This window comes from Nonomuraea angiospora, from assembly GCF_014873145.1.
GTDB lineage: Bacteria > Actinomycetota > Actinomycetes > Streptosporangiales > Streptosporangiaceae > Nonomuraea > Nonomuraea angiospora.
Window position 1 is genome coordinate 10,583,506 of record NZ_JADBEK010000001.1, and the last position, 21,887, is coordinate 10,605,392.

A 21,887-nucleotide genomic window follows, 5' to 3' on the forward strand; every position below is an offset into this window, starting at 1 on the left:
GTGACCGCCACCGCCGAGAAGCGCCTCACCAGGGCGGCTCACGCGGCGAGGAGACGCCCGTCGCGCACCGAGGCCCTGTGGGGGTACGTGTTCATCGCCCCCACCGGGCTCGGGCTCGCGGTCTTCTACCTCTGGCCGGTGCTCCAGACCGCGTACTTCTCCTTCACCGAGTGGGGCGCGTTCGGGGGACACACCTGGACCGGGCCGGCCAACTACGCCCGCCTCGTCGCCGACCCGGAAGTGGGCCGGGCCGTGCTCAACACGCTCGCCTACACCGGACTGGGCCTGGTGGGGATCCCGCTGGCCATCGTGTTCGCCGCGCTGCTCAACCTGCCGGGGCTGCGGGGCGTGGCCGTGTACCGGACGGCCTTCTTCCTGCCCGTGGTCACCATGCCGGTCGCGGTCGCCATGCTCTGGCGGTGGCTCTACAACGGCGACTACGGCCTGGTCAACCAGGTGCTCGCGCTCGTCGGCGTGGACGGGCCCAACTGGATCGCCGATCCGGCCACGGCCATGTACGCGCTGGTCGTGGTGGGGATCTGGAGCAGCATCGGCTACAACCTGATCATCTTCCTGGCCGGGATGCAGGCCATCCCGAAGGAGCTGTACGAAGCGGCGGGCCTGGACGGGGCCGGTCGCGTCCGGCAGTTCTTCTCGGTCACGCTGCCGATGTTGTCGCCGACGGCGTTCTTCATCTCGATCGTGTCCGTGATCGGCTCGCTGCAGCTGTTCGACCTGGTCTTCGTGATGACCGGGTCCGGGCAGGCGGCGCGGGCCAACCCGGCGTACTCGCGGCTCCAGACGGTGGTGCAGCTCTTCTACGAGCGCGCCTTCGTCACCGACGACCGCGGCTACGCCGCCGCCATCGTGATCGCGCTGCTCCTGCTCATCGCGGCGCTGACGGTCCTGCAGTTCCGGCTCCAGCGCAGGTGGGTGCACTATGTCTGAGCGTCGTCGGCCGTTCGGCGTACACGTGGTGCTGGCCGCGGCGTCGCTGGCGATGGTGGCCCCGTTCGTGTGGCAGGCCGTCACCTCGCTCAAGACGCTCAGCGGCGCCACCCGGGTGCCGCCGAGCCTGCTGCCCGAGTGGCGGTGGGACAACTACGCGAAGGTCTTCGAGCTGCTGCCGTTCGGCGACCAGTTCCTCAACACCGTGGTGATGGCGGCGGGGCGGGTGGCGGGGCAGGTGCTGTTCTGCTCGATGGCCGCCTACGCCTTCGCCCGGCTGCGCTTTCCCGGCAGGAACCTGCTCTTCGGCGTCTTCCTGTCGGTGCTCATGGTGCCGCCGCAGCTCTTCGTGATCCCGCAGTACCAGATCATGTCGTCGCTCGGCTGGCTCAACAGCCTGCAGGCGATCATCGTGCCGGGGCTGTTCAGCGCCTTCGGGGTGTTCCTGCTGCGGCAGTTCTTCCTCGGGCTGCCGCGCGAGCTGGAGGAGGCCGCCCGGCTGGACGGCGCCGGGCCGGTGCGCATCTACTGGTCGATCATGCTGCCGCTGGCCCGGCCGGGCCTGGTGGCGCTGGCCATCCTGGTGCTGCTGTGGGCTTGGAACGACCTGTTCTGGCCGCTGGTGGTCAACACCGATCCGGACAAGATGACGCTGTCGGCGGGGCTGGCCGCGCTCCAGGGCCAGTACCAGACGGACTATCCGGTGCTGATGGCCGGCTCGCTCATCGCCTCGCTCCCGGTGATCGCCGTCTTCGTGTTCCTGCAGCGGCAGTTCATCCAGGGCATCGCCACCAGCGGCTCGAAGGGCTGACCGCGTCGTGACGAGAGCCCGGGCCGGCACCTGCCCGGGCTCTCGCGGCCCGGCTACCGGATGACGATCGTGGTGAGCGCCCGCGGCTGCAGCGTCACCGTGCGGCCCGTCACCGCGGACGGGGTGAGCGAGTTGGCCCCGTCCGTGAGGTACGCGGTCGCCCGGCCGCGCACGCCCTGCCACGTGACCGGCGCGGTGCCCGTGTTGAGCACCTCGACGACGCGAGAGCCGTCCGGGTTGCGGAAGGCGGAGACCTTCAGCGCCGGGTCCGCCGCCGCCGTGTCCAGCCTGACCGCGCCCGGCCGGATGAACCTGCTGTACGCCGCCAGCGCCCACAGCCGCTTCGAGACGCGATACGTCTTCGCCGTGTCGTCGAGCTGCAGCAGCGCCCGGGTCGCGCCGCGCGAGCCGCCCAGCCAGTAGACGTAGCCGCTGACGTTCCCGAGCGTGAGCGCGTCGTGGACGGCCTGCGCGATCGCGAAGCCGTCGGAGCCGCTGCCGTCGTCCCAGTTCTCGTTCCAGGTGCTGCCGTTCGGGTTCCACTCCGACATCCAGGTCTTCCTGGTCGTCGGCAGCGGCGCGTCCACGGGGCTGGCGTAGGTGTGCCCGGTGTGGGTCTTCACCCAGCGGCGGGCCTCGGGGTCGGCCTCGATCGCGGCCGTGTACGCCTTGGCCTGGTTCCAGCCGAAGGAGTCGCAGCAGACCACGCGCGTGCCCTTGGCCGCCGGGCCCAGCACCTTGGCGAACTGGGCGGCCTGCTCCGGGGTGAAGCGCATGGAGGCGTACGAGGCCGTCCAGTCGGGCTCGTTCGTGAACCCCAGGTCGGTGATCTTGATGCCTTCCTTGGCGTAGAACTTCGTGTACGCCACCAGGTAGTTCGCGTACGCCCGCTGCCACTCCGGCTTCAGCGTGCCGCCGCCCTTGTCGTCGCCGTTGTCCTTCATGTAGCCGGGCGCGCTCCAGGCGTCGGCGAAGAACCGCTTCACGCCGTACGCCTGGGCCGCCTTGGCCACCCACACCTGGCTGTTGTCGTCGCCGTCCCATACGTACTTGGGCGCGGCGTCCGGGCCGCCGGGGTCCTCGGGCTGGATCGACACCATGTGGTCGTACGGGCTGCCGGCGGGGGAGGAGCCGATGCCGAGCCGCAGGATGCTGAGCCCGGCGCCCTTCTCGCGGTCGAACCACAGGTCCAGGACCTCGCGCTGCTGCGACTCCGGCAGCGCCTTGAGCAGCTCGTTGCGCCGGAAGGCCTGGGAGATGCCGAAGCCGTCGATCTCCTGGTGCCTGACGTGCTCGTTCACGGTGATGGCGGGGGGCTGGGAGGGATTCACCGCAGGGAGGCCGAGCAAGGCGACCGCGACGACTCCACGAAACATGACGCCTCCGAAAGTTTCGGATTCGTATCGATATATTTCACCGATATCGCCGGAACCGTAAGCGGTCCGGAGTCCTCCCGTCAACCGGCACGCGGAAACGCCGGGGCGCTGTGCGCGCCCCGGCGTCGATGCGGCCGCTCAGTGGCTCGGGACCGCCGGCGGCGGCGGGTCCGGGGCGATGATGAACTCCTCCGGCCACACCGTGAGCTGGAGCCGCTGCCCGGCCCCCTTGAACACGTCGTGCAGGTTGCCGTGTTCGAGCCTGGTGAGCAGGAACACCTCGTCGTCCCGGTTGACCGGGTCCGCGCGCAGCCAGGCGTCGAAGCCGTCGAAGTCCGTGAAACCGGCCGCGAGGTACGGCACGATGCGGCGGAACAGCTTCGGCCACATCACCAGGCCCTCGGCGTCGACCAGGCCGGTGACGGTGGCGGCGCCGTTCGGGTCGGCGGTCGAGCCGGGCCAGATGCCGGCGGCCTTGCCCCTGGCGGCCTGCGACACCTCCGCCAGGTGCGTACGCAGCTCCGCCGGCAGCGTCGCGTAGAACGCCGGATAGACCAGCCCGCCGGCCAGCAGCGTGCCGTTGACGGAGGCGTCCACGAGCGCCGGGTCGAGGAACACCGAGGCCCCGTCGGCCCCCGAAGGGTCACCGGCGTAGGCGAACCCGATCAGCCGGCCGTTCGCGTCGACCCCGTTCGTGAGCACGTGCCCCCGGATGGAGTCCTGGTCCGCCGACTTTACCTTGTTGGGCTGGTCCTCCCAGTAGCTCACGTTCGTGAACCCGAGCAGGCGCAGCAGCTCGTCCCGGGCCGCATCGGCCCCGGCGAGCTGCTGGTGCGTCTCCTCGAAGTGGGTCTCCAGCGCGTCGATGGCCTCCAGCCGCACCGAGACGCCGCGGCGGTTGATCTTCGGCGGGTGGCCGGAGCGCCGCGGCAGCGTCTCCACCAGCGCGGGCGAGTCGGGCAGGAACTTCACGGTGTCGCCGTCGGGCTCGGGGCCCTGCCGGGGGAGATCCGCGTACCGGATCACGAAGTTCCCGCGTAAAAGCGTGTAAGTCATGGATTGCCCCCCATCGTGTGGCGAGCGGAGCGTAACCCGCCCACCTCGCGCCGTCCATGGGGGGGCGCGGCCGATCAGTCGAGGCAGAACTCGTTGCCCTCGGGGTCGGCCATCACGATGTGACCCCCGCTGAGCGGGGGCGCGGGCTCGTGGCGCTGGAGCCGGGTGGCGCCGCGGGAGACCAGCCGCCCGGCCTCCGCCTCCAGGGCCGCCATCCGCGCCTCGCCCTCGAGCCCGGGGGCGGCCCGCACGTCGAGGTGCACGCGGTTCTTGGCCTGCTTGCCCTCCGGCACCCGCTGGAAGAACAGCCGCGGCCCGGCCCCGTCGGGGTCGATCACCGCCGAGGCGTCGTTGCGGCGCTCGGGCGGCACGCCCATCGCCTCCAGGGCCTGCTCCCACGAGTCGAAGCCCTTGGGCGGGTCCTGCAACCGGTAGCCGAGGGCCTCGGCCCAGAACGCGGCCAGCCCGGCCGGGTCGGCGCAGTCGAAAGTGATCTGAACGTCGCGGGCCATGTCAGCTCGCCTCCTGATGGGTGTGCAGGTAGAGGTCGCGCAGCAGGCAGACCTCCGCCAGATGGTGGATCAGCTCGCGGTTGATGTGCAGCACCAGCGCCGACAGCGGATATTCGGCGTACGGGCCCTCCGCCTCCCCGCACGGGCGGGCGAGACCGGCCTCGCCGAGGGACTCCACCCCCGCCAGCCACGTGGCGTATTCGGCGTCGAGCTGGGCCAGCGCCGCACTCGCGGTCGGAGCGTACTCGAACGACTCGTAATCGGTGGGCGTGGCGCCGAAGTGCGAGGCGTTGCGCATCGCCAGCACGCCGACGATCACGTGCCCGAGCCGCCAGGCGATCGTCGTCAACGGCGGCGGCTCGGGCATCGGGAACGCGAAGTCGATGGTCATCGCTCCGGACCCCGCCCGCACCGGCGCGTCGCCGGTGCCGCGCGGCCGCACGCTCCAGCAGCCGGGCGCCGGCTCCCAGAAGTACTCGTCATCGGTGAGCCCGTCGAGGCGGTCGCGCAGCTGATGGGTCCAGTGCCAGGCGATCTGATCTCGGAGCAGGGTGTTCCAGGGCTGGTCGTTCATGGCTCAAGCCTCTCGCATATAGCGGACAGGATCGGTCCGTGATCTGTGGAACGATGAGCCCGTGTCTGTCGAGTCGACCACCGAGCGGGTGCTGCGGCTGCTGGGGCTGCTGCAGCGCCGGCCGTCCTGGACCGCTGTCGAGCTCGCCGCCGAGCTGGGGGTCACCGACCGCTCGGTGCGCCGCGACGTGGAGCGGCTGCGCGCGCTCGGCTATCCCGTCCACGCGACCGCGGGCGTCGGCGGCGGCTACCAGCTCGGCGCGGGCACCCGGCTGCCGCCGCTGCTCCTCGACGACGAGGAGGCGATCGCGACGGCGGTGTCCCTGCGGCTGGCGGCGGGAGGCACGGTCGCCGGGGCGGGCGAGGCGGCGCTGCGGGCGCTCGCCAAGCTCGACCAGGTGATGCCGCCCCGGCTGCGCGCCGAGGTCCGGGCGGTGTACGGCGCCACCGAGACCCTGGTCGGCCCCGGGGTCGAGATCGACGCGGAGCTGCTGACGACGCTCGCGCGGGCCTGCCGCGACGCCGTCCGGGTGCGGTTCCGGTACGCCGCGCCCTCCTCACCGACGCACGACGGCGGGGAGCGCGAGCGCACGGTCGAGCCGGTGCGGATGGTCTCCACCGGCCGCCGCTGGTACCTGATGGCCTATGACGTCGACCGCGACGGCTGGCGCACCTTCCGGCTGGACCGGATGCGCGAGGTGGAGGCGACGACCTGGCGCTTCCGGGCGAGGGAGCACCCGGACCCGGTCGCCTACGTGCAGCGGTCCGTGGCCGAGGCGCCGTACCGCTATCTCGCCCGGGTGCGCCTGCACGCCCCGCCCGACCGGGTGCGGGAGCTGGTGCCGCCCCAGGTGGGGCGCGTCGAGGACGATCGCGACGGGTGGTGCGTGCTCGTCGCCGGAGGGCAGGACCTCGACTGGCTGGCCGTGCACGTGGCCCGGCTGGGCTTCGAGGCGGAGGTGCTGGAGCCCGCCGAACTGCGGCAGGCCGTCGCCCGGCTCGCCCGCCGCCTCGCGGCGATGGCCGGGCCCGGCTGAGGGATGCGGTCGGATCCGGCTGAGGGATGCGGTCGGACCCGGCTGAGGGGAACGGTTCAGCCGAGCCGGGACTGGAGGCCGTCGAGGACCCGCTGCAGGCCGTACTCGAAGCCGTCCTCGTCGGCCTGGGAGGAGAGCTGGCCGCGCTGCGCGGCGTAACGCGCGCGCAGGCGCGGGTAGTCCTGCACGGCCCGCTCGGCCGCCGGCCACAGCTGCTCCACCCACTCCTGCTCGGTCTGGCCGCTGCGAGCGATCATCGACAGGACCGCGGCCTCGCTGGTGGTGACGCCGAGCACGTACGCGACGAGTGTGCTCATCGCCTGGTCGGCCTCGTCGAGCGGGAACCCGGCGGACTCGAAGACGCCGAGCAGGTGCTCCGTCTGGCGCAGCATGTTGGGCCCCAGGTAGGCCAGCCCCACCTCGCCGAGCTTGGCGGCCATCCACGGGTGACGCAGGATCGTGGCGCGCAGGCCGTGGGCGATGCGCGCGATGACCTCGCGCCACCGGGCGGCGTCGGCCTCCTCGGGCAGCGGCAGCTCGCCGTAGACCGCGTCCACGGCCAGCTCGATCAGCTCGTCCTTGTTGGCCACGTGGCGATAGAGCGAGGTCGCCCCGGCGTTGAGCCGGCTGCCGAGGCGGCGCATGCTCAGGGCGTCGATGCCCTCCTCGTCGAGCAGCCGGACGGCCTCGGCCACGATCTGGTCGCGGCTCAGCGCCGGCTGCTCCCGCTCGCGACGGGGCCGCGCCCACACCGACGGGATGGACTGCTCGTCTTTCGCCATGCTCCGCACCCTAGCGCACATTGTACGCATATGCGAACAGTGTCAGCGCTTCCGCCTGCGGTTGTGCTCCTGGGGACGGTGACGGGTGTTGCCCCGGGCGGGGCCGTAGCCGATGGAGCCCATCATGCCCTGCTCCTGGTGATACAGGTTGTGGCAGTGGAACATCCACTCGCCGGGGTTGTCGGCGAGCACGTCCAGGTGGAGCCGCTGGCGCGGCTTGACGTTCACGGTGTCCTTGCGCGGCCCGCGCCCGTCGGCCAGGCGCAGCTGGAAGGTGTGGCCGTGCAGGTGCATCGGGTGCCACATGGGCGACTGGTTGTCCACGACCAGCCGGACCGTCTCCCCCCGGTCCACGCGCAGCCGCAGGTGGTCGCCGGCGACCTTGTCGTTCATCGTCCACTCGTTGCCGGACGGGCGCATGCCGAGCGTCACCGAGATGGACCTGGACGGGCGGGGCAGATCGAAGGACGACGGCGCTTCCAGGTCCCGGTACGCCAGCATCCGCTCGGTCAGCTCCGGCACCTGGACGGTGCTCGCCGGCGACTCCGCCCGCCGATTCGTCCGCACCACCGCGAACGCCCGCCCCCGCTTGCCCTCCGCCACCGCGACCAGCGGGAACGCGCCCTCGTCGAGCCGGGTCAGGAAGTCGTAGCGCTCGCCCATGCCGATGAGGAACGTGTCCACGTTCACCGGCCGGCACGGGAACCCGTCGGTGTGGGTGACGGTCATGCGATGCCCGCCGAGCGCCACCCGGAAGGCGGTGTCGGCCGCCGCGTTGATGACCCGGAACCTGACCACGCGGCCCGGCGCGGTGCGGAAGGTCATGGGCGTGTCCGGCGCCTGGCCGTTGACCAGGTAGAGCGGGTGCACCATCTCCGCCGCCACGCCGCCGAGCGCCTCGCTGCGCAGGGTGTCGTCGTGGTCGGTGGAGGCGTTCAGCCGGGCCAGGGCGTCGTCGGGAGTGCCCTCGATGCCGTCCAGCCAGTCGTCGAGCACGACGGTGAACTCCTCGTCGTACTCGAGCGGCTCCCGCGGGTCGAGGACGACCAGCGTGCCGTACAGGCCGCGGTCGGGCTGGGTGCCGACGTGCGAGTGGTAGAAGTACGTGCCGGGATCGGGCACGGTGAAGTCGTAGTCGAACGTCTTGCCCGGCTGGGTCGCCTCCTGGCTGAAGCCGGGCGCGCCGTCCATGGGGAAGTCGAGCCGGATGCCGTGCCAGTGCACGGTGGTCGCCGCGGGCAGGTCGTTGACCAGCTTCGCGCGGACCCGCTCACCGGCCATGACCCTGATCTGCGGGCCGGGGACCTCGTCGTTGTACGTCCAGGTGCGCACCGTGCGCTGCCCCAGGGAGACCGTCGTGGGCCGGGCCCGCAGCACCATCGCCCGGGGCCGCGCCGCCGCCGCCGCGGGCGGGGCCCCCAGCAGGGGGACGGCGCCGGCCAGCGCACTGGCGAATGTGCCGGTGACGAACGCCCGGCGGGAGACCCGCCCGCCCGAACCCCACGAACTCGACCAACCACCCACGATGCCTCTCCCTCCGCTCACCAGGCGAGATTACGGAGGGTAACGGGCGAAATCCCCTCGCCACGCCGATGGCGATCCCTAGCGCGTGCCGGGCGGGCGCTGGTGGCCGAAGCGGACCGGCTTGGCGCCGCTCAGCCGCACCTCCGGGTCGGGCATCGCCTGCGGCGGCGCGGGGCGCTCGACGGCCGGCTCGACGACCGGCTCGGCCCCCTCGGCCTCCGCGATCCGGCGGACGAGCCGCTGCCGCAGCTCCGCCGCGACCCCGGCGTGCGACGGGAACCCCGCCAGGTTGACCAGCTCGTGCGGGTCGTTCTCCAGGTCGTACAGCGCCTGCTCCCGGTAGAGGCCGGAGCTGGCGTCGTCCCACGGGTGGGCGTCCTCGGCGACGGCGTAGTACTTCCAGCGCGACGTGCGGATCCCGCGTCCCACCTCCGACTCGCTCACCTGGAAGAACACCTCCTCGGGCCAGGCCGCCCGGGGGTCACGGATCAGCGGGAGGAACGAGCGCCCCTGCATGGCGTCGGGGACGGGCAGCCCGGCGGCCTCCAGGAGCGTGGGAGGCAGGTCGATGGTGCTGACCGGGCGGGAGATGGCGCCGCCGCCGTCGAAGCCCGGGCCGCGCAGCGCCAGCGGCACGCGGAGGGAGGCGTCGTGGCACGAGCGCTTGTACTCGCCGTTGCGGGTCTTGAAGTGGTTGCCGTGGTCGGAGGTGTACGCCACGATCGTGTCGTCCAGCAGGTCCATGCTGCGCAGCGCGTCCAGCAGCCGCCCGAGCCCCTCGTCCAGCCGCTTGACCTGCCCCAGGTAGCCGCCCATGTGCTGGTGGGCGGTGCCGCCGAGGGCGGCCAGGTCCGGCGGCATCCAGCGGCCCTGGTGGCGCTCCTCGTAGCCGTCGGGGGCCGGGTAGTTGTCCACCTCGTTCTGGTGGTGCGGCTCCAGGAACGACAGGAACAGGAAGAACGGCTCCTCGTGGTGGTCGGCGACGTACCTGATGGCCGCGTCCACGAGGGCGTCGGAGCGGTAGCCGGGCAGCAGCACGGGGTCGTTCGCCTCGTCGTAGACGATCGTGCGGTAGGCGTCCGAGGTGTGTTCCAGCGCGTTCGCGGCCAGCCACGACCGGTAGCCGCCGCGCCGGTCGGCCGGGACCGGCTCGCTGCCGCCGAGGTGCCACTTGCCGATGTAGCCGGTGGCGTAGCCGGCCGCGCCGAAGTGGTGGGCCAGCGTGCGCTCCTCGGGCGGCAGCACGAGGCCGTTGCGGTGGACGCCGGTCGTGGTCGGGTAGCGGCCCGTCTGCAGCGCGGCGCGGGCGGGCGCGCACACCGGCTGCGGCGTGAGCGCGACCGTGGCCTGCGTGCCGTGCCTGGCCATCCTGTCGAGATTGGGGGTGAAGGGGCCGACGGTGTCCCACCGCTGCTGGTCGGTGAAGACGACGATCACGTTCGGACGCAAGAAATGACTCCTATTTGAGGCCGGTCAGCGCGATGCCGCGCACGAAGTATCGCTGGGTGAAGACGAACAGGACGGCGGTGGGGACGAAGAGGATCACCGAGCCCGCGGCCGTGAGGTGCCACAACGTGAAGTACTCCTGGTTGAACAGGGTGAGCCCGACGGGAATGGTGCGCATCTCGGGCGTCGTGGTGGCGACCAGCGGCCAGAGGAACTCGTTCCACTGGAAGACGAACGTGAACAGCCCGAGCACGGCCAGCGCGGGCCGCGTCTGCGGCAGGATGATCCGCCGGTAGATGCCGAGCTCGGAGGCGCCGTCGATGCGGGCCGCGCTGATCAGGTCGTCGGGGATGGGCTGGATGAACTGCCGCATGAGGAAGATCCCGAACGCGTCCATGAGGAACGGCGCGATCAACCCCTGGTACGAGTTGAGCCACCCCAGGTTGGCCATGAGCACGTACAGCGGGATCATCCGCACGAAGAACGGCACCATGAGCGTGGCCAGCAGCGCCACGAACAGGGTGTTGCGCAGCGGGAAGCGGAACTTGGCGAACACGTACCCGACCAGCGGGTCGAAGATCAGGTGCGCCAGCGTGATGGCGCCGGCCACGACGAGGCTGTTGACGATGAAGTTCCCGAACGGCGCGCGGGCGAACAGCTCCGCGTAGTTGCCCCACTGCGGCGAGGCGGGCCAGACCACGGCCCGCGCCGACAGCGTCTCGGCCTCGGTCTGGAGCGACAGCGACACCATGTAGAGCAGCGGCAGTACCGTGACCAGCGAGGCCAGCCCGAGCAGGAGGTAGAGCAGCGTCCTGCGCATCAGTACACGACCTCTCCGCGCCGCCCCGCCCGGAGCTGGACCAGCGTGAACGCCACGATCACGATCAGCAGCAGCACGGACTGCGCCGAGGAGTAGCCGAAGTCCCTGGTGCGGAAGGCCACGTTGAAGATGTGGAAGACGGACAGGTCGGTGGCGTCGCCGGGCCCGCCACCCGTGATGATGTACGCCTGCCCGAACGCCTGCAGCCCCGAGATCACCGCCATCACCGACACGAACAGCGTCGTGGGGGCCAGCAGCGGCAGCGTGATGCGCCAGAAGCGGCGCCACGCGTCCGCGCCGTCGATCTTGGCGGCCTCGTGGTACGTCTCGGGGATGCCCTGCAGCCCGGCCAGGAACAGCACCATCGTGTAGCCCACGCTCTGCCACAGCGTCACGGCGGCGATCGTGAGCAGCGGCGCGGTGTTGAGCCACTGCTGCGCGGGCAGCCCGGCCGCGAGCAGCACCCGGTTCAGCACGCCCAGCTCGGGGTCGAGGATGTTGCGCCACAGCAGGCCGACGATCGCCACGGAGGTCAGGTACGGCACCAGCAGCAGCACCCGGAACGCCACCCGCCCCTTGAGCGGCTGGTCGATCGCCATCGCCAGGGCCAGCCCGAGCACGATCGAGCCCGCCACCACGGCCACCGCGAAGGCCACGGTGACCAGGAACGAGTGCCGCACCGCCGGGTCGGCCAGCGCCTGCGTGTAGTTGCCCAGCCCGGCCCACTGGTCGGCCTGCGGCCCGGTGCGCAGGCTGGTGGCCACGACGTTGCCGATCGGCAGGTAGAAGAAGGCCGCGAAGAACAGGATGGCGGGCAGGAGGAACAGGTAGGCCGTGCGCGCGTACCGGCCCGAAAGGGTGCGGGGCTTCACCGAAGGAAGCCCTCCGCCGACTCGGCGAACGCCGCGAGCGCCTCGGCGGCCGGCTGGTTCTGGATGAGCACCTGCTGGTACATGACCTTGAGCTGCTCCTCCCACTTGCCGAGCTGCCCGGTGAGGCGCACCTGCTGGGAGGAGTCCTTGGCGTAGGGGAGGGCGTCGGCGAAGACCTTGGTGAACTCGTTCGAGGTCACCTCGGGCAGCTTCGTCCAGGAGACGCGCGGCATCAGCATGCCGGTCTCCTTGGTGGCGGCCTGCTCGACCTCGATGGCGGTGATGCGCTTGATGAAGTCCCACGACAGGTCGGGCCTGGTGGCCTTGGCGGGCACGAACATGCTGACGCCCGCCGCCTGCGTCGCCTGCGTCTTGTGCTTGAGCGGCGGCGCGACGCCCAGCTCGATGTCGGGGCTGGTCTTCCTGATCGGCTCCAGGTCCCACGGGCCGGTGAAGATCATCGCGGCGCGCTTGGCCGAGAACAGCTTCTGCGGGCCCGAGTAGTCGGTGCCCGACACCGGCACCGGGGCCACCTTGTGCTTGTGGATCAGGTCGGCCTGGAACTGCAGGGCGGCGACCGCGTCCGCGACCGGCGTCATGACCTTGCCGGTCGACGGGTCGTAGGGGGTGACGCCGGCCTGGGTCAGCCAGGGCCAGAGGTAGGTGTAGTCCTGGTTGAGCGCGACGCCGTACACGCCGTCCTTGGTGAGCTTCCTGGCGGCGGCCAGGAACTCCTCCCACGTGGCCGGCACCTCCACCCCGGCGTCCCTGAGCATGGCCTTGTTGTAGAAGAGCGTGTTGCAGGTCAGGTGGAGCTGCACGCCGTACACCTTGCCCTGGTACGAGTTGCGCTCCACGGTGACCGGCTGCCAGTCGGAGGGGAAGCCCATCGCCTGGCCGTCGCGGTCGACGTACTCCTGCAGCGAGCGGGCGTTGCCGGAGACGGCGAACTCCTGCACCCACCCGCCGGGCTCCTCGACCAGGTCGGGCACGGTCCCGGAGGCGAAGTCCGCCAGCAGCCGCGTGCGCAGGTCGGGCCACTGGTACTTCTGCAGGTTGACCTTGACCTTGTTGGCCTGCTCGAACTCGGCGATCACCTTCCGGTAGGCCTGGTAGTCGTGGCCCGCGTTCCAGTAGACGGTGAACGTCCCGGGCGCGGCGGCCTGGGTGGTCGGGGCGCCGGCGCAAGCTGAAAGGACGGGTACGGCGGCGGTGGCAGTGGCGGTGGCGGCGGCCAGGCGGAGCAGGTCACGGCGAGACAGAGGGGAGGACATCTCGGGTTTTCCCTTCTACGAAGAGCCCCGCCGCAGGAAGGTCCAGGAGCGGACGATCTCGCGGGCGGGTGGCTGCTCCTCGGCCTGGAGGCGGTCGAAGAGCAGGCGTGCGACGTCGGTGTAGTCGTGGCGGAGCGGGCCGACGGTGCTGAGCTGCGGATTGCTGATGAGACCCTCGTCGATGTTGCCGGCGCCGACGATCGCGACGTCGCCGGGCACGCTGAGCCCGGCGTCCCTGGAGGCCCAGATCGCGCTGATCGCGGCCCGGTCGGAGGCCGCGAAGATCGCGTCGGGGCGGTCGGGCGAGCGCAGCAGCTCGGCGGCGGTCTGGTAGGCCGCCACGCGGTCGTCCGCGCCCGCGGTGATGATCCGCTCGCTCACACCGTGCCGGTCGAGGGCGGTCGTGTAGCCGAGCAGCCGGCCCGCGGGCTGCTCCCGGTGGAGCTCGTGGCGGTGGGCCAGGAACGCGATGCGCCGCCTGCCCTGGGCCAGCAGGTGCTCGACCGCCTCCGCGCACGCCTCCGTCTCCGGAGTGCGTACGAGGTCGCAGCCCTCGAGGCCGTCCTCGTTGCTCAGGACCACCATCGGCAGCCCGGTGCCGGCGAGCCCGGTGACCAGGTCGCGGGTGAGGTGGTCGCCGGCGAGGTTGATCAGCGCGCCGTCGGCGACGCCGCCGCGCAGCACGTCGACGGCGGCCTTCGCGCGGGCCTCGGAGTAGACGGCGAGCGTCACCACGGAGTAGCCGCGGGCGTCGGCCATCTCGTGCAGGTCGGTGGCCAGGCGCTCGTCGCTCGGCACGCCGCCGAGCGAGCTGAGCACCAGGCAGATCCGCTGGGTGCGGCGCTTGCGCAGGCTCCTGGCGGCCTGGTTGGGGGTGTAGCCGAGCTGCCTGGCTGCCTCGAGCACCCGCTGCCTCGTCTCGGCGGCAACGGGGCGATCCCGGCCGCTGAGCACGTAGGAGACGGTCGCCACTGACACGTTCGCCAGCTCGGCCACTTGTCGCGCTGTAGGTCTCATGTTAGTCGTATAACCTAGCATTCCCTATAGAGATAAAGGGAAATATCTGGCTGGTGATATGGGCGGGAACGTCGGCACGTCGATGGTTCTCACCGGACTGTCCGACGGCGTGTTAATCGATTAGCACCGTATGCCTCCCGCGTTCACCGGATCAACCCCATCGGCTCGGGTTTTCCCCAGGACCTTCCCGGTGGCGCGATGACGTGGGCAATCGCTAGCTTGGGTATCCGTGACGCCTCTTCTGCCGGGCGACCCGGCGCAGCTGGGCGAATACTGGCTGGCGGGCCGGCTGGGCGCGGGCGGGCAGGGGGTCGTGTACGACGCCTACGACGACGCCGGCCGGCGCGTGGCGGTCAAGGTCATCCGCCCGGAGTTACTGGAGCACGCCGGGGCCCGGGCCGACTTCGTCAAGGAGGTGACGGCCGCGCGGAAGGTGGCCTCGTTCTGCACGGCCCGCATCATCGACGCCGACCTCGACGCGCCCGCGCCGTACATCGTGAGCGAGCACATCGAGGGGCCCAGCCTGCGCACGGCCGTCGAGCGGCACGGGCCCTTCGACGCCGACCGGCTGCACCGGCTGGCCGTCGGGGTGGCCACGGCGCTGGCCGCCATCCACGACGCGGACGTGGTGCACCGGGACCTGAAGCCGGGCAACGTGCTGCTCGGGCCCGACGGGCCGCGAGTGATCGACTTCGGGCTCGCCAGGACGGGCGAGATGTCGCAGACGACCGAGGGCGGGTTCGCGGCGGGCACGCCGCCGTACATGGCGCCCGAGCGGCTGGCCGGGCAGCGCGGCGGATCCGCCGTGGACGTGTGGGCGTGGGGCGCGATGATGCTGTACGCGGCCACCGGGCGGTCGCCGTTCTCCGGCGACCTCGCCCTCGTGCGTCACCAGGTGGCCGGCGCGCGGCCCGACTTCACCGTGCTGGCGCAGCCGCTGCGGCGCCTGGTCACCGAGGCGATGTCGCTGGACGCGGAGGCCCGGCCGCCGGCGCGTTCCCTCCTGCTCGACCTCATCGCCATGAACACCTCCGCCAACGGGCCGGGCCTCTCGCCGGGCGGCCTCTCCGGGTTGCAAGGCGGGCTCTCCGGGTTGCAAGGCGGGCTCTCCGGGTCGCAGGGCGGGCTGTCCGGGCTGCTCAGCAGCGGGAGCCGGGTCGCCGGCCAGGTCAGGCCGCCCGGCGAGCCGGCGGCGCCGTCGCCGGCCGAGGTCGCCGAGGCCGTCTACGGGCGGCTCAGCCCGGAGGACCAGGCGCTCGTCCCCTCGGCCCTGCTGCGCATGGTCCGCTCCGACGAGAGCGCCGAGACCGCGCTCAGGGAGGCGGCGACCCGGGATCTCGTCGACGGCGCGCGGGACCCGGCCGGCGTGCAGCGGGTGCTGCAGGCGTACACGGACGCGGGCCTGCTCGTCCACAAGGGCGAGACGATCACGCTGGCGGGCGCGGCGCTGCTGCGGGCGTGGCCGCGCCTGCGGGACTGGGTCGAGGCCGACCGCGCGGCCCTGAGCGTCCACCACGCCCTGAACAGGGCGGCCACCGTCTGGCACGCGAACGGGCGCCGCCCCGACGACCTCTACCGGGGCACGGTCCTGGACGAGACCGTCGAATGGGCCGCGAACGGGCGCGGACCGCTCCGGCCGAACCAGCGCGAGCAGGCGTTCCTGGACGCCTCCCGCGAGCGCAGCCGGGACCTGGCCAGGCGGCGCCGGCGCGTCCGGGGCACGATCGCGGCGCTCGTCGCGGTGCTGCTGGCCGCGATGGGGGTCGTGGCCGTGCAGAACGTGCTGGGCACGCGCCAGCGGGACACGTCGGCCGCCGGCCGGGTGGCCGCGCTCGCGAACCGGACCCGAGCCGGCGACCCGCTGACGGCGCTGCTGCTGAGCGTGGCCGCGTGGCGGATCGCGCCGGTGGCCGAGGCGCGCTCCGCCATGTACGCCTCGCTGGCCCAGCGCGAGCGCTCGGCCTTCCGCCCCGGTCCGGTCCCGGGCTCGGCCCGCTTCGACCTCAGCGACGACGGCACGCGGCTGGCCGTGCTGGACGGCGGCAGGTTCACGCTGTGGGACGTGACCACCGGGCGTCCCGCTCGCGCCTTCGACGGGGTGAGCAACCCCGTCAGCGCGATCGCGCTCAGCGCCGACGGGCGCAGGCTGGCCGTGGCCGGCGAGCGGTCGATCTCCGTCTGGGACGCCGAGCGCGGGGTGCGGGTCGCCGAGTTCGGGGAGGGCGCGCAGCGGCTGGCGTTCAGCCCCAGGCGGCTGCTGCTGGCGGCCACCACGGCCGAGGGCCGCGTGCGGGTGTGGGACCTCACCAGCCAGCGCCCGCTGGCCGTCGGCGACGCCACCGAGGTCGCCTTCTCCGCCGACGACGCCCTGATGGCGACCACCCTGCCCGGCGGCCGGATCGAGCTGCACGACTGGCAGGGCGTGCTGGCCCGGCTCCCCGGCGCGGCGCTCGCGTTCGACCCGGCGCGGCGCGAGCTGGCCGTACGGACCGGCGGCGAGGTCCGCTTCTGGGACCTCGCCGCGCGACGCTGGCGGCAGCCGGTGCTGAAGGGGTTCGGGGCCCGTGCGCTGCGCTTCAGCCAGGACGGCCGCTACCTGGCCGCCTACGACGGGTCCGGCCTCGCCCTCTGGTCGCGGAACGGCACCCGGCTGCTGTCCCACCCGGTCGGCGAGCTCGTGGCCGGGCTCCGGCTGGGCCCGGGCACGCTCGCCTTCGGCCTGCTCGACGGCACGGTCGTGACCCTGGACGTCTCCGACCTCACCCGCCCGCGCACGCTGGCGCCCGGCGTCGAGGCCGGGCTGATCGACCCCGCGCGGCGTACGGTGATCGTGCGGCGGCCCCGGGTGGAGATCTGGCGCCTGGACGAGCCGGCGCGGCAGGAGGCCCTGCCGGTCACCCCGACCGCGATGGCGCTGAGCCCCGGCGGCACGCTTCTGGCCGTCGGGACGGCCGATCCCGCGCGGGTCACGCTCTGGAACCTGACGACGGGCACGAAGGACCGGACGTTCCCCGTCAAAGGCGCGAGCGAGGTGGGCGGGCTCGCGTTCGCCCCGGACGGCACGACGCTGGCGGTGGCGCCCTTCCAGGAGACCGTCACCCCGCCCGCGAGCAACTGGCGCGACGTCCAGCTCTGGGACGTCCGCCGGGGGGTCAGGACGCGGACGCTGAGCGTCCCCGGCGGCTCCGGCCTGGTCTTCCGGCCCGACGGGCGGGAGCTGGCGGTGAACGGCGTGGACGGCGCGCTCGCGTCGCTGGGCGGGGCCGAGGCCGTCACCAGGCCGTTCGGGGAGAGCGCGGACGGCGTGCGGGCCATCGCGTACAGCCCGGACGGCACGGTCATCGCCACCGGCGCGCTGGCCGCCGGGGTGACGCTCTGGAACGCCGCCGACCGCCGGCAGCTGGCCCACCTGCCGCTCAAGGGGTTCGGGGCGGTGGACGTGCTGGCGTTCTCGCCCGACGGGCGGACGCTGGCCGTCGGCGGCTCGAACCGCGTCCAGCTCTGGGACGTCGCCGAACGCGCCCCGCTCGGCGCGCCCGCCGTGTACCCGGCGGGCGAGGTGGTGGCGCTGGCCTTCGACGCCGGGCGACTGCGCTGGCTGCGGACCGACGGCACGCTCGGCGACCAGCCCGTCACCGCCGCCGGCGTGGCCGCCGCCCTCTGTGCCAGGGCCGGGCGCTCGCTCTCCCGGACCGAGTGGGACCGGCTCATCCCCGGCACGCCCTACCGCGAGATCTGCTGACAGGAGGAGACATGCAGGCTTCGCCCGACATCGTGGCCATCCAGGTGACGCCGCAGCCGGTCGTCCTGGACACCGGCGAGGTCGCGCTCCGGATCGAGGTGTCCACCGCGAACGCCACCCGGTTACGCGGCCGGCTGCTGAGCCCGGACGGGACGCGCGTACCGCTCGAGTTCGCCGCCCAGCCGCCGCCGTGCGACTGGCTGGCCACGCACACCCTCCGGCCCGCCGACCCGGAGGGGACGTGGCAGGTCGAGGCGCGGGCCGGCCGGGCGACGGCCGTGTACGAGTTCGACGTCGACCGGCGCGGGGCGAAGGCCGAGGCGCGGTTCGAGTCCTTCGACGCGGAGCCCCGCCAGGTCACCAGAGGCGATCTGATCCGGCTCGTCGGCCGGCTGGAGCTGGTCAAGAACGGCGCCTCCGGCCCGGCGGCCGGCCTGACCGTCGTGATCGCGTTCCAGGAGCAGGAGACCTGCGGCCGGCGCGAGCTCGCCGGCGCGGTCACCGACGACCTCGGCCGGTTCGTCGCGCAGGCGCCCGTCATGGAGAGCGGCGAGTGGCGGGCCGAGGTCCGCAGCGGCCGCGAGGTGATCGGGGCGGTGAGCGCGGCGGTGTTCGTGGAGGCGACGGCCGAGCAGCGGTACGCGACGCGGCTCGACTACGCGGTACGGCGGGCGGGCGGCAGCACCGTCCACTCGGGACGGCTGCGCGGCAAGCCGGGCGCGTCCTGGGAGGGGCTGGGGAACCAGCGCATCTGGGTCTTCTACCGCAAGCCGGGAGCGCCGTCCGGGGCGTTCAACTCGGTCGACAAGAGCACCCTGACCAGGGACAACCCGATCCTCAGCAAGGGCCGCTTCGAGCTGCGCACCGGGTCGAAGAGCGGGGGAGCGTGGCGGGTGCAGTATTTCGGCACCAACCTGGCGGCGGGCGTCGTCAGCGACGCGAAGCCCGCACCGTGATTGGGGGTCCCGTGGTGTCCACGGGAAGATGGGAGCTGCGTAAACGGCCCAGATGACAGCGAAACGGGGAACCGTATGTCCATAGAGCTCCAGTCCACCGGCACGTTCGCCATCGGTGACAAGACCGTCCACCGGCTCGGCTTCGGGGCCATGAGCCTCACCGGGCCCGGGGTCTGGGGGCCGCCGCGCGATCACGACGAGGCCGTGCGGGTGTTGCGGCGGGCCGTGGAGCTGGGCGTCGAGCTCATCGACACCGCCGACTCCTACGGGCCGTACGTCAGCGAGGAGATCATCCGGGAGGCGCTGCACCCGTACCCGGAGCGGCTGCTGATCGCCACCAAGGCCGGCTTCGTGCGGCCGGGGCCGGGGCAGTGGGTGGTCGTGGGGCGGCCCGCGTACCTGCGGCAGGAGGTCGAGATGAGCCTGCGGCGGCTCGGGGTGGAGCGGCTCGACCTGCTCCAGCTGCACCGCATCGACCCGGAGGTGCCGCTGGAGGACCAGCTCGGCGAGCTGAAGGCGCTGCGGGACGAGGGCAAGATCGGCAGCATCGGCCTGTCGGAGGTGAGCGTCGAGGAGCTGGAACGGGCGCGGCGCATCGTCGAGATCGTCACCGTGCAGAACCGCTACAGCCTCACCAACGGGCTCTCGGAGGACGTGCTGGAGCACTGCGAGGAGCAGGGGATCGGGTTCATCCCCTTCAGCCCCATCGCCAAGGGCGCGCTGGCGGTGGCCGGGAGTCCCGTGGACCACGTCGCCAAGGCCGTCGGGGCGACGCCCGCGCAGGTCAGCCTGGCCTGGTTGCTGGCGCGTTCGCCGGTGATGATGCCGATTCCGGGCACGTCCTCGGTGGCTCACCTGGAGGAGAACCTCGCCGCGTCCACTGTGGAGCTGACGGCCGAGCAGGTGAGCGAGCTGACCGCGGCCGCCCGCTGACGGGCCCCTCGCAGGGGCCCGTCAGGTTTGGTTCAGTTCAGGCCGGACTTCATGGCCGTGAGGAGTTCGGCGTTCGTGGTGTCGCCGCTGAGCTCCCAGAAGAACGCGCCGCCGAGGCCCTGGCTCTTCGAGTAGCTCATCTTGCCGCCGATCGTGCTCGGCGTGTCATAGCTCCACCACTGGCCGCCGCAGTACGCGTACGCCGTGCCCGCGACCGTGCCGGTGGACGGGCAGCGCGTCTTGAGCACCTTGTAGTCCTCGATGCCCTGCTCGTACGTGCCCGGCGCGGGCCCCGAGGCCGTGCCGCCGGGCGCGGACTGCGTGACGCCCGCCCAGCCGCGGCCGTAGAAGCCGATGCCGAGCAGCAGCTTGCTCGCCGGCACGCCCTTGCCCTTCAGCTTCTGGATCGCGGCGTCGGAGTAGAAGCCCGGCGTCGGGATCCCGGAGTAGGAGGTGAGCGGGGAGTGCGGGGCGGTGGGGCCCTGCGGCGCGAACGCGCCGAAGTAGTCGTACGTCATGACGTTGTACCAGTCGACGTACTGCGCGGCGCCGGCGTAGTCGGCCGCGTCGATCTTGCCGCCGTTCGTGCCGTCGGCGGTGATGGCCGCGGTGACCAGGTTGCCGGAGCCGAAGCGGGCGCGCAGCGCCGACATGACGTTCTTGAACGCCGCCGGGCCGCTGGAGTCGCAGGTGAGGCCGCAGGCGTTCGGGTACTCCCAGTCGATGTCGATGCCGTCGAACACGTCCGCCCAGCGCGGGTCCTCGACCAGGTTGTAGCAGGAGTTGGCGAAGGCGGTCGGGTTCTGGGCGGCCTGGGTGAAGCCGCCGGACCAGGTCCAGCCGCCGAAGGAGAACAGCACCTTCAGGTTCGGGTACTTCTTCTTCAGCTTGCGCAGCTGGTTGAAGCTGCCGCGCAGCGCGCCCGCGTCCCAGGTGTCGGCCACGCCGTCCACGCTCTCGCCCGCCTGGTAGAAGCGATCGTAGTCGGCGTAGCTGTCGCCGATCGTGCACTGGCCGTTCTGCACGTTGCCGAACGCGTAGTTGATGTGGGTCAGCTTGGCCGCCGAGCCGCTCGTGTCGATGTTCTTGACGTGGTATCCGCGCTGGTAGACGCCCCACTGCACGAAGTAGCCGAGCACCTTGTTCCCGCCTCCGCCGCCGCCCGTGGTCGTGGCGGTGGCGGTGTTGCTGTTGGCGGAGCGGTTGCCGGCGGCGTCGCGGGCGCGGACGGTGTAGCTGTAGGCGGTGTTGGCGGCCAGTCCGGTGTCGGTGTGGGTGGTGCCGGTGACGGTGGTGATGAGGGTGCCGCCTCGGTAGATCTCGTAGCCGGTGACGGCGACGTTGTCGGTGGAGGCGTTCCAGGCGAGGGAGACGGTGCTGCCGCTCACGCCGGTCGAGCGCAGGTTGCCCGGCACGGTCGGCGGGCTGGTGTCCGAGCCGCCGCCCGTCGTGGTGGCGGTGGCGGTGTTGCTGTTGGCGGAGCGGTTGCCGGCGGCGTCGCGGGCGCGGACGGTGTAGCTGTAGGCCGTGCCGGCGGCGAGCCCGGTGTCGGTGTGGGTGGTGCCGGTGACGGTGGTGATGAGGGTGCCGCCTCGGTAGATCTCGTAGCCGGTGACGGCGACGTTGTCGGTGGAGGCGTCCCAGGCGAGGGAGACGCTGTTACCGCTCACGCCCGTCGAGCGCAGGTTGCCGGGCACCGACGGGGCGGTGGTGTCGGTGCCGCCGCCGGTCGAGGGCTTCCACAGGGCGGGCACGTTCGGGGGCTCCCAGCCGGGCTGGGAGGTGTGGCTCTGGACGCACTCGTACTCGACGCCGTTGTACGTGACGTGCGTGCCCGCCGTGTACGCCGTCCACGGGGCCCATTCGGCGAGGGCGGCGTACGCCGAGGCGGAGACCGGCGGCGGGGCGACCGCCACGGCCGTGAGGGGCAGCAGCAACGCCACCAGGATCTTGCTCAGGACACTGTGTCTCATGACGCTCCGACATCCGGTTGGGGGGTGTACGAGGGGTGGGATGCCAGGAAACTATTAGGAAAGTTTCCTTTAAGTTATGAGACGACGTTAGCCTCTGCCTGCGGAGGCGTCAATGAGTGAAATTTCGATGTAAAGCGGATTACGTCGTGGGCGGGATGCCGGGTGGAAGAGGCGATGGTCTTCAGCCCCCACGCCTGCCCTTGGCTTTGATCGTTTGGACCAGATCTGTCGGAGA

18 protein-coding genes are annotated in these 21,887 nt (G+C 72.1%); 6 read left to right on the forward strand and 12 right to left on the reverse strand.

Annotated features, from left to right (window positions below; genetic code table 11):
- Both H4W80_RS48800 and H4W80_RS48805 read left to right on the forward strand, forming a co-directional pair.
- On the forward strand, positions 1 to 948 hold the full coding sequence (locus tag H4W80_RS48800; RefSeq protein ID WP_318787406.1) for a carbohydrate ABC transporter permease: 948 nt from the start codon (positions 1 to 3) through the stop codon (positions 946 to 948).
- Entirely contained in the window at positions 941 to 1,759 is an 819-nt protein-coding gene (locus tag H4W80_RS48805; RefSeq protein ID WP_192791297.1) for a carbohydrate ABC transporter permease, read from the forward strand. The genes H4W80_RS48800 and H4W80_RS48805 overlap by 8 nt, the downstream gene beginning before the upstream one ends.
- Before the next feature lie 53 nt (positions 1,760 to 1,812).
- Here H4W80_RS48805 and H4W80_RS48810 read toward each other — a convergent pair whose 3' ends face one another.
- The 4 genes from H4W80_RS48810 to H4W80_RS48825 form a co-directional block, all read right to left on the reverse strand.
- Positions 1,813 to 3,135 carry a glycoside hydrolase family 30 protein gene (locus tag H4W80_RS48810; protein WP_192791298.1) on the reverse strand — a complete coding sequence of 441 codons (1,323 nt, stop codon included), beginning with the start codon at positions 3,133 to 3,135 and terminating at the stop codon, positions 1,813 to 1,815.
- A gap of 138 nt (positions 3,136 to 3,273) precedes the next feature.
- Positions 3,274 to 4,191, reverse strand: coding sequence for a thermonuclease family protein (locus H4W80_RS48815; protein ID WP_192791299.1), 918 nt, complete (start codon positions 4,189 to 4,191; stop codon positions 3,274 to 3,276).
- A 74-nt stretch (positions 4,192 to 4,265) separates the two neighbouring features.
- Positions 4,266 to 4,703: a VOC family protein gene (locus tag H4W80_RS48820; RefSeq protein ID WP_192791300.1), complete on the reverse strand. Its 438-nt coding sequence runs from the start codon at positions 4,701 to 4,703 to the stop codon at positions 4,266 to 4,268.
- 1 nt (position 4,704) lies between these two features.
- Positions 4,705 to 5,277 (reverse strand): DinB family protein, encoded by a 573-nt coding sequence (locus tag H4W80_RS48825; RefSeq protein ID WP_192791301.1) that lies wholly within the window; start codon positions 5,275 to 5,277, stop codon positions 4,705 to 4,707.
- A 61-nt stretch (positions 5,278 to 5,338) separates the two neighbouring features.
- On the opposite strand from H4W80_RS48825, the gene H4W80_RS48830 reads away from it, so the two are divergent.
- A complete protein-coding gene (locus H4W80_RS48830; protein WP_192791302.1) occupies positions 5,339 to 6,313 on the forward strand; it encodes a helix-turn-helix transcriptional regulator in 975 nt (324 codons plus the stop codon).
- A 56-nt stretch (positions 6,314 to 6,369) separates the two neighbouring features.
- On the opposite strand, the gene H4W80_RS48835 is transcribed toward H4W80_RS48830, so the two are convergent.
- From H4W80_RS48835 to H4W80_RS48865, 7 genes are all read right to left on the reverse strand, one after another.
- A complete protein-coding gene (locus tag H4W80_RS48835; protein ID WP_192791303.1) occupies positions 6,370 to 7,095 on the reverse strand; it encodes a TetR/AcrR family transcriptional regulator in 726 nt (241 codons plus the stop codon).
- Between the two features lie 42 nt (positions 7,096 to 7,137).
- Positions 7,138 to 8,619 (reverse strand): multicopper oxidase family protein, encoded by a 1,482-nt coding sequence (locus H4W80_RS48840; RefSeq protein WP_192794183.1) that lies wholly within the window; start codon positions 8,617 to 8,619, stop codon positions 7,138 to 7,140.
- Between the two features lie 78 nt (positions 8,620 to 8,697).
- Positions 8,698 to 10,068, reverse strand: a complete 1,371-nt coding sequence (locus H4W80_RS48845; RefSeq protein WP_192791304.1) for a sulfatase family protein — start codon at positions 10,066 to 10,068, stop codon at positions 8,698 to 8,700.
- 10 nt (positions 10,069 to 10,078) lie between these two features.
- Entirely contained in the window at positions 10,079 to 10,885 is an 807-nt protein-coding gene (locus H4W80_RS48850) for a carbohydrate ABC transporter permease (protein WP_192791305.1), read from the reverse strand.
- The gene (locus tag H4W80_RS48855; protein ID WP_192791306.1) at positions 10,885 to 11,757 is read right to left on the reverse strand and encodes a carbohydrate ABC transporter permease; all 873 of its coding nucleotides are present in this window, start codon (positions 11,755 to 11,757) and stop codon (positions 10,885 to 10,887) included. Before H4W80_RS48855 ends, H4W80_RS48850 begins: the two co-directional genes overlap by 1 nt.
- Positions 11,754 to 13,031: an ABC transporter substrate-binding protein gene (locus H4W80_RS48860; RefSeq protein ID WP_192791307.1), complete on the reverse strand. Its 1,278-nt coding sequence runs from the start codon at positions 13,029 to 13,031 to the stop codon at positions 11,754 to 11,756. Before H4W80_RS48860 ends, H4W80_RS48855 begins: the two co-directional genes overlap by 4 nt.
- Before the next feature lie 15 nt (positions 13,032 to 13,046).
- On the reverse strand, positions 13,047 to 14,027 hold the full coding sequence (locus H4W80_RS48865) for a LacI family DNA-binding transcriptional regulator (RefSeq protein WP_318787407.1): 981 nt from the start codon (positions 14,025 to 14,027) through the stop codon (positions 13,047 to 13,049).
- A gap of 250 nt (positions 14,028 to 14,277) precedes the next feature.
- Here H4W80_RS48865 and H4W80_RS48870 point away from each other — a divergent pair, with 250 nt between their 5' ends.
- The 3 genes from H4W80_RS48870 (at position 14,278) to H4W80_RS48880 (ending at position 19,679) form a co-directional block, all read left to right on the forward strand.
- Entirely contained in the window at positions 14,278 to 17,790 is a 3,513-nt protein-coding gene (locus tag H4W80_RS48870; protein ID WP_192791309.1) for a WD40 repeat domain-containing serine/threonine protein kinase, read from the forward strand.
- 11 nt (positions 17,791 to 17,801) lie between these two features.
- Positions 17,802 to 18,746, forward strand: a complete 945-nt coding sequence (locus tag H4W80_RS48875; protein WP_192791310.1) for a hypothetical protein — start codon at positions 17,802 to 17,804, stop codon at positions 18,744 to 18,746.
- 75 nt (positions 18,747 to 18,821) lie between these two features.
- The gene (locus H4W80_RS48880) at positions 18,822 to 19,679 is read left to right on the forward strand and encodes an aldo/keto reductase (RefSeq protein ID WP_192791311.1); all 858 of its coding nucleotides are present in this window, start codon (positions 18,822 to 18,824) and stop codon (positions 19,677 to 19,679) included.
- Between the two features lie 32 nt (positions 19,680 to 19,711).
- Here the strand turns inward: H4W80_RS48880 and H4W80_RS48885 are convergent, their stop codons facing one another.
- Positions 19,712 to 21,652 (reverse strand): glycosyl hydrolase family 18 protein, encoded by a 1,941-nt coding sequence (locus H4W80_RS48885; protein ID WP_192791312.1) that lies wholly within the window; start codon positions 21,650 to 21,652, stop codon positions 19,712 to 19,714.
- Positions 21,653 to 21,887: the final 235 nt, after the last annotated feature.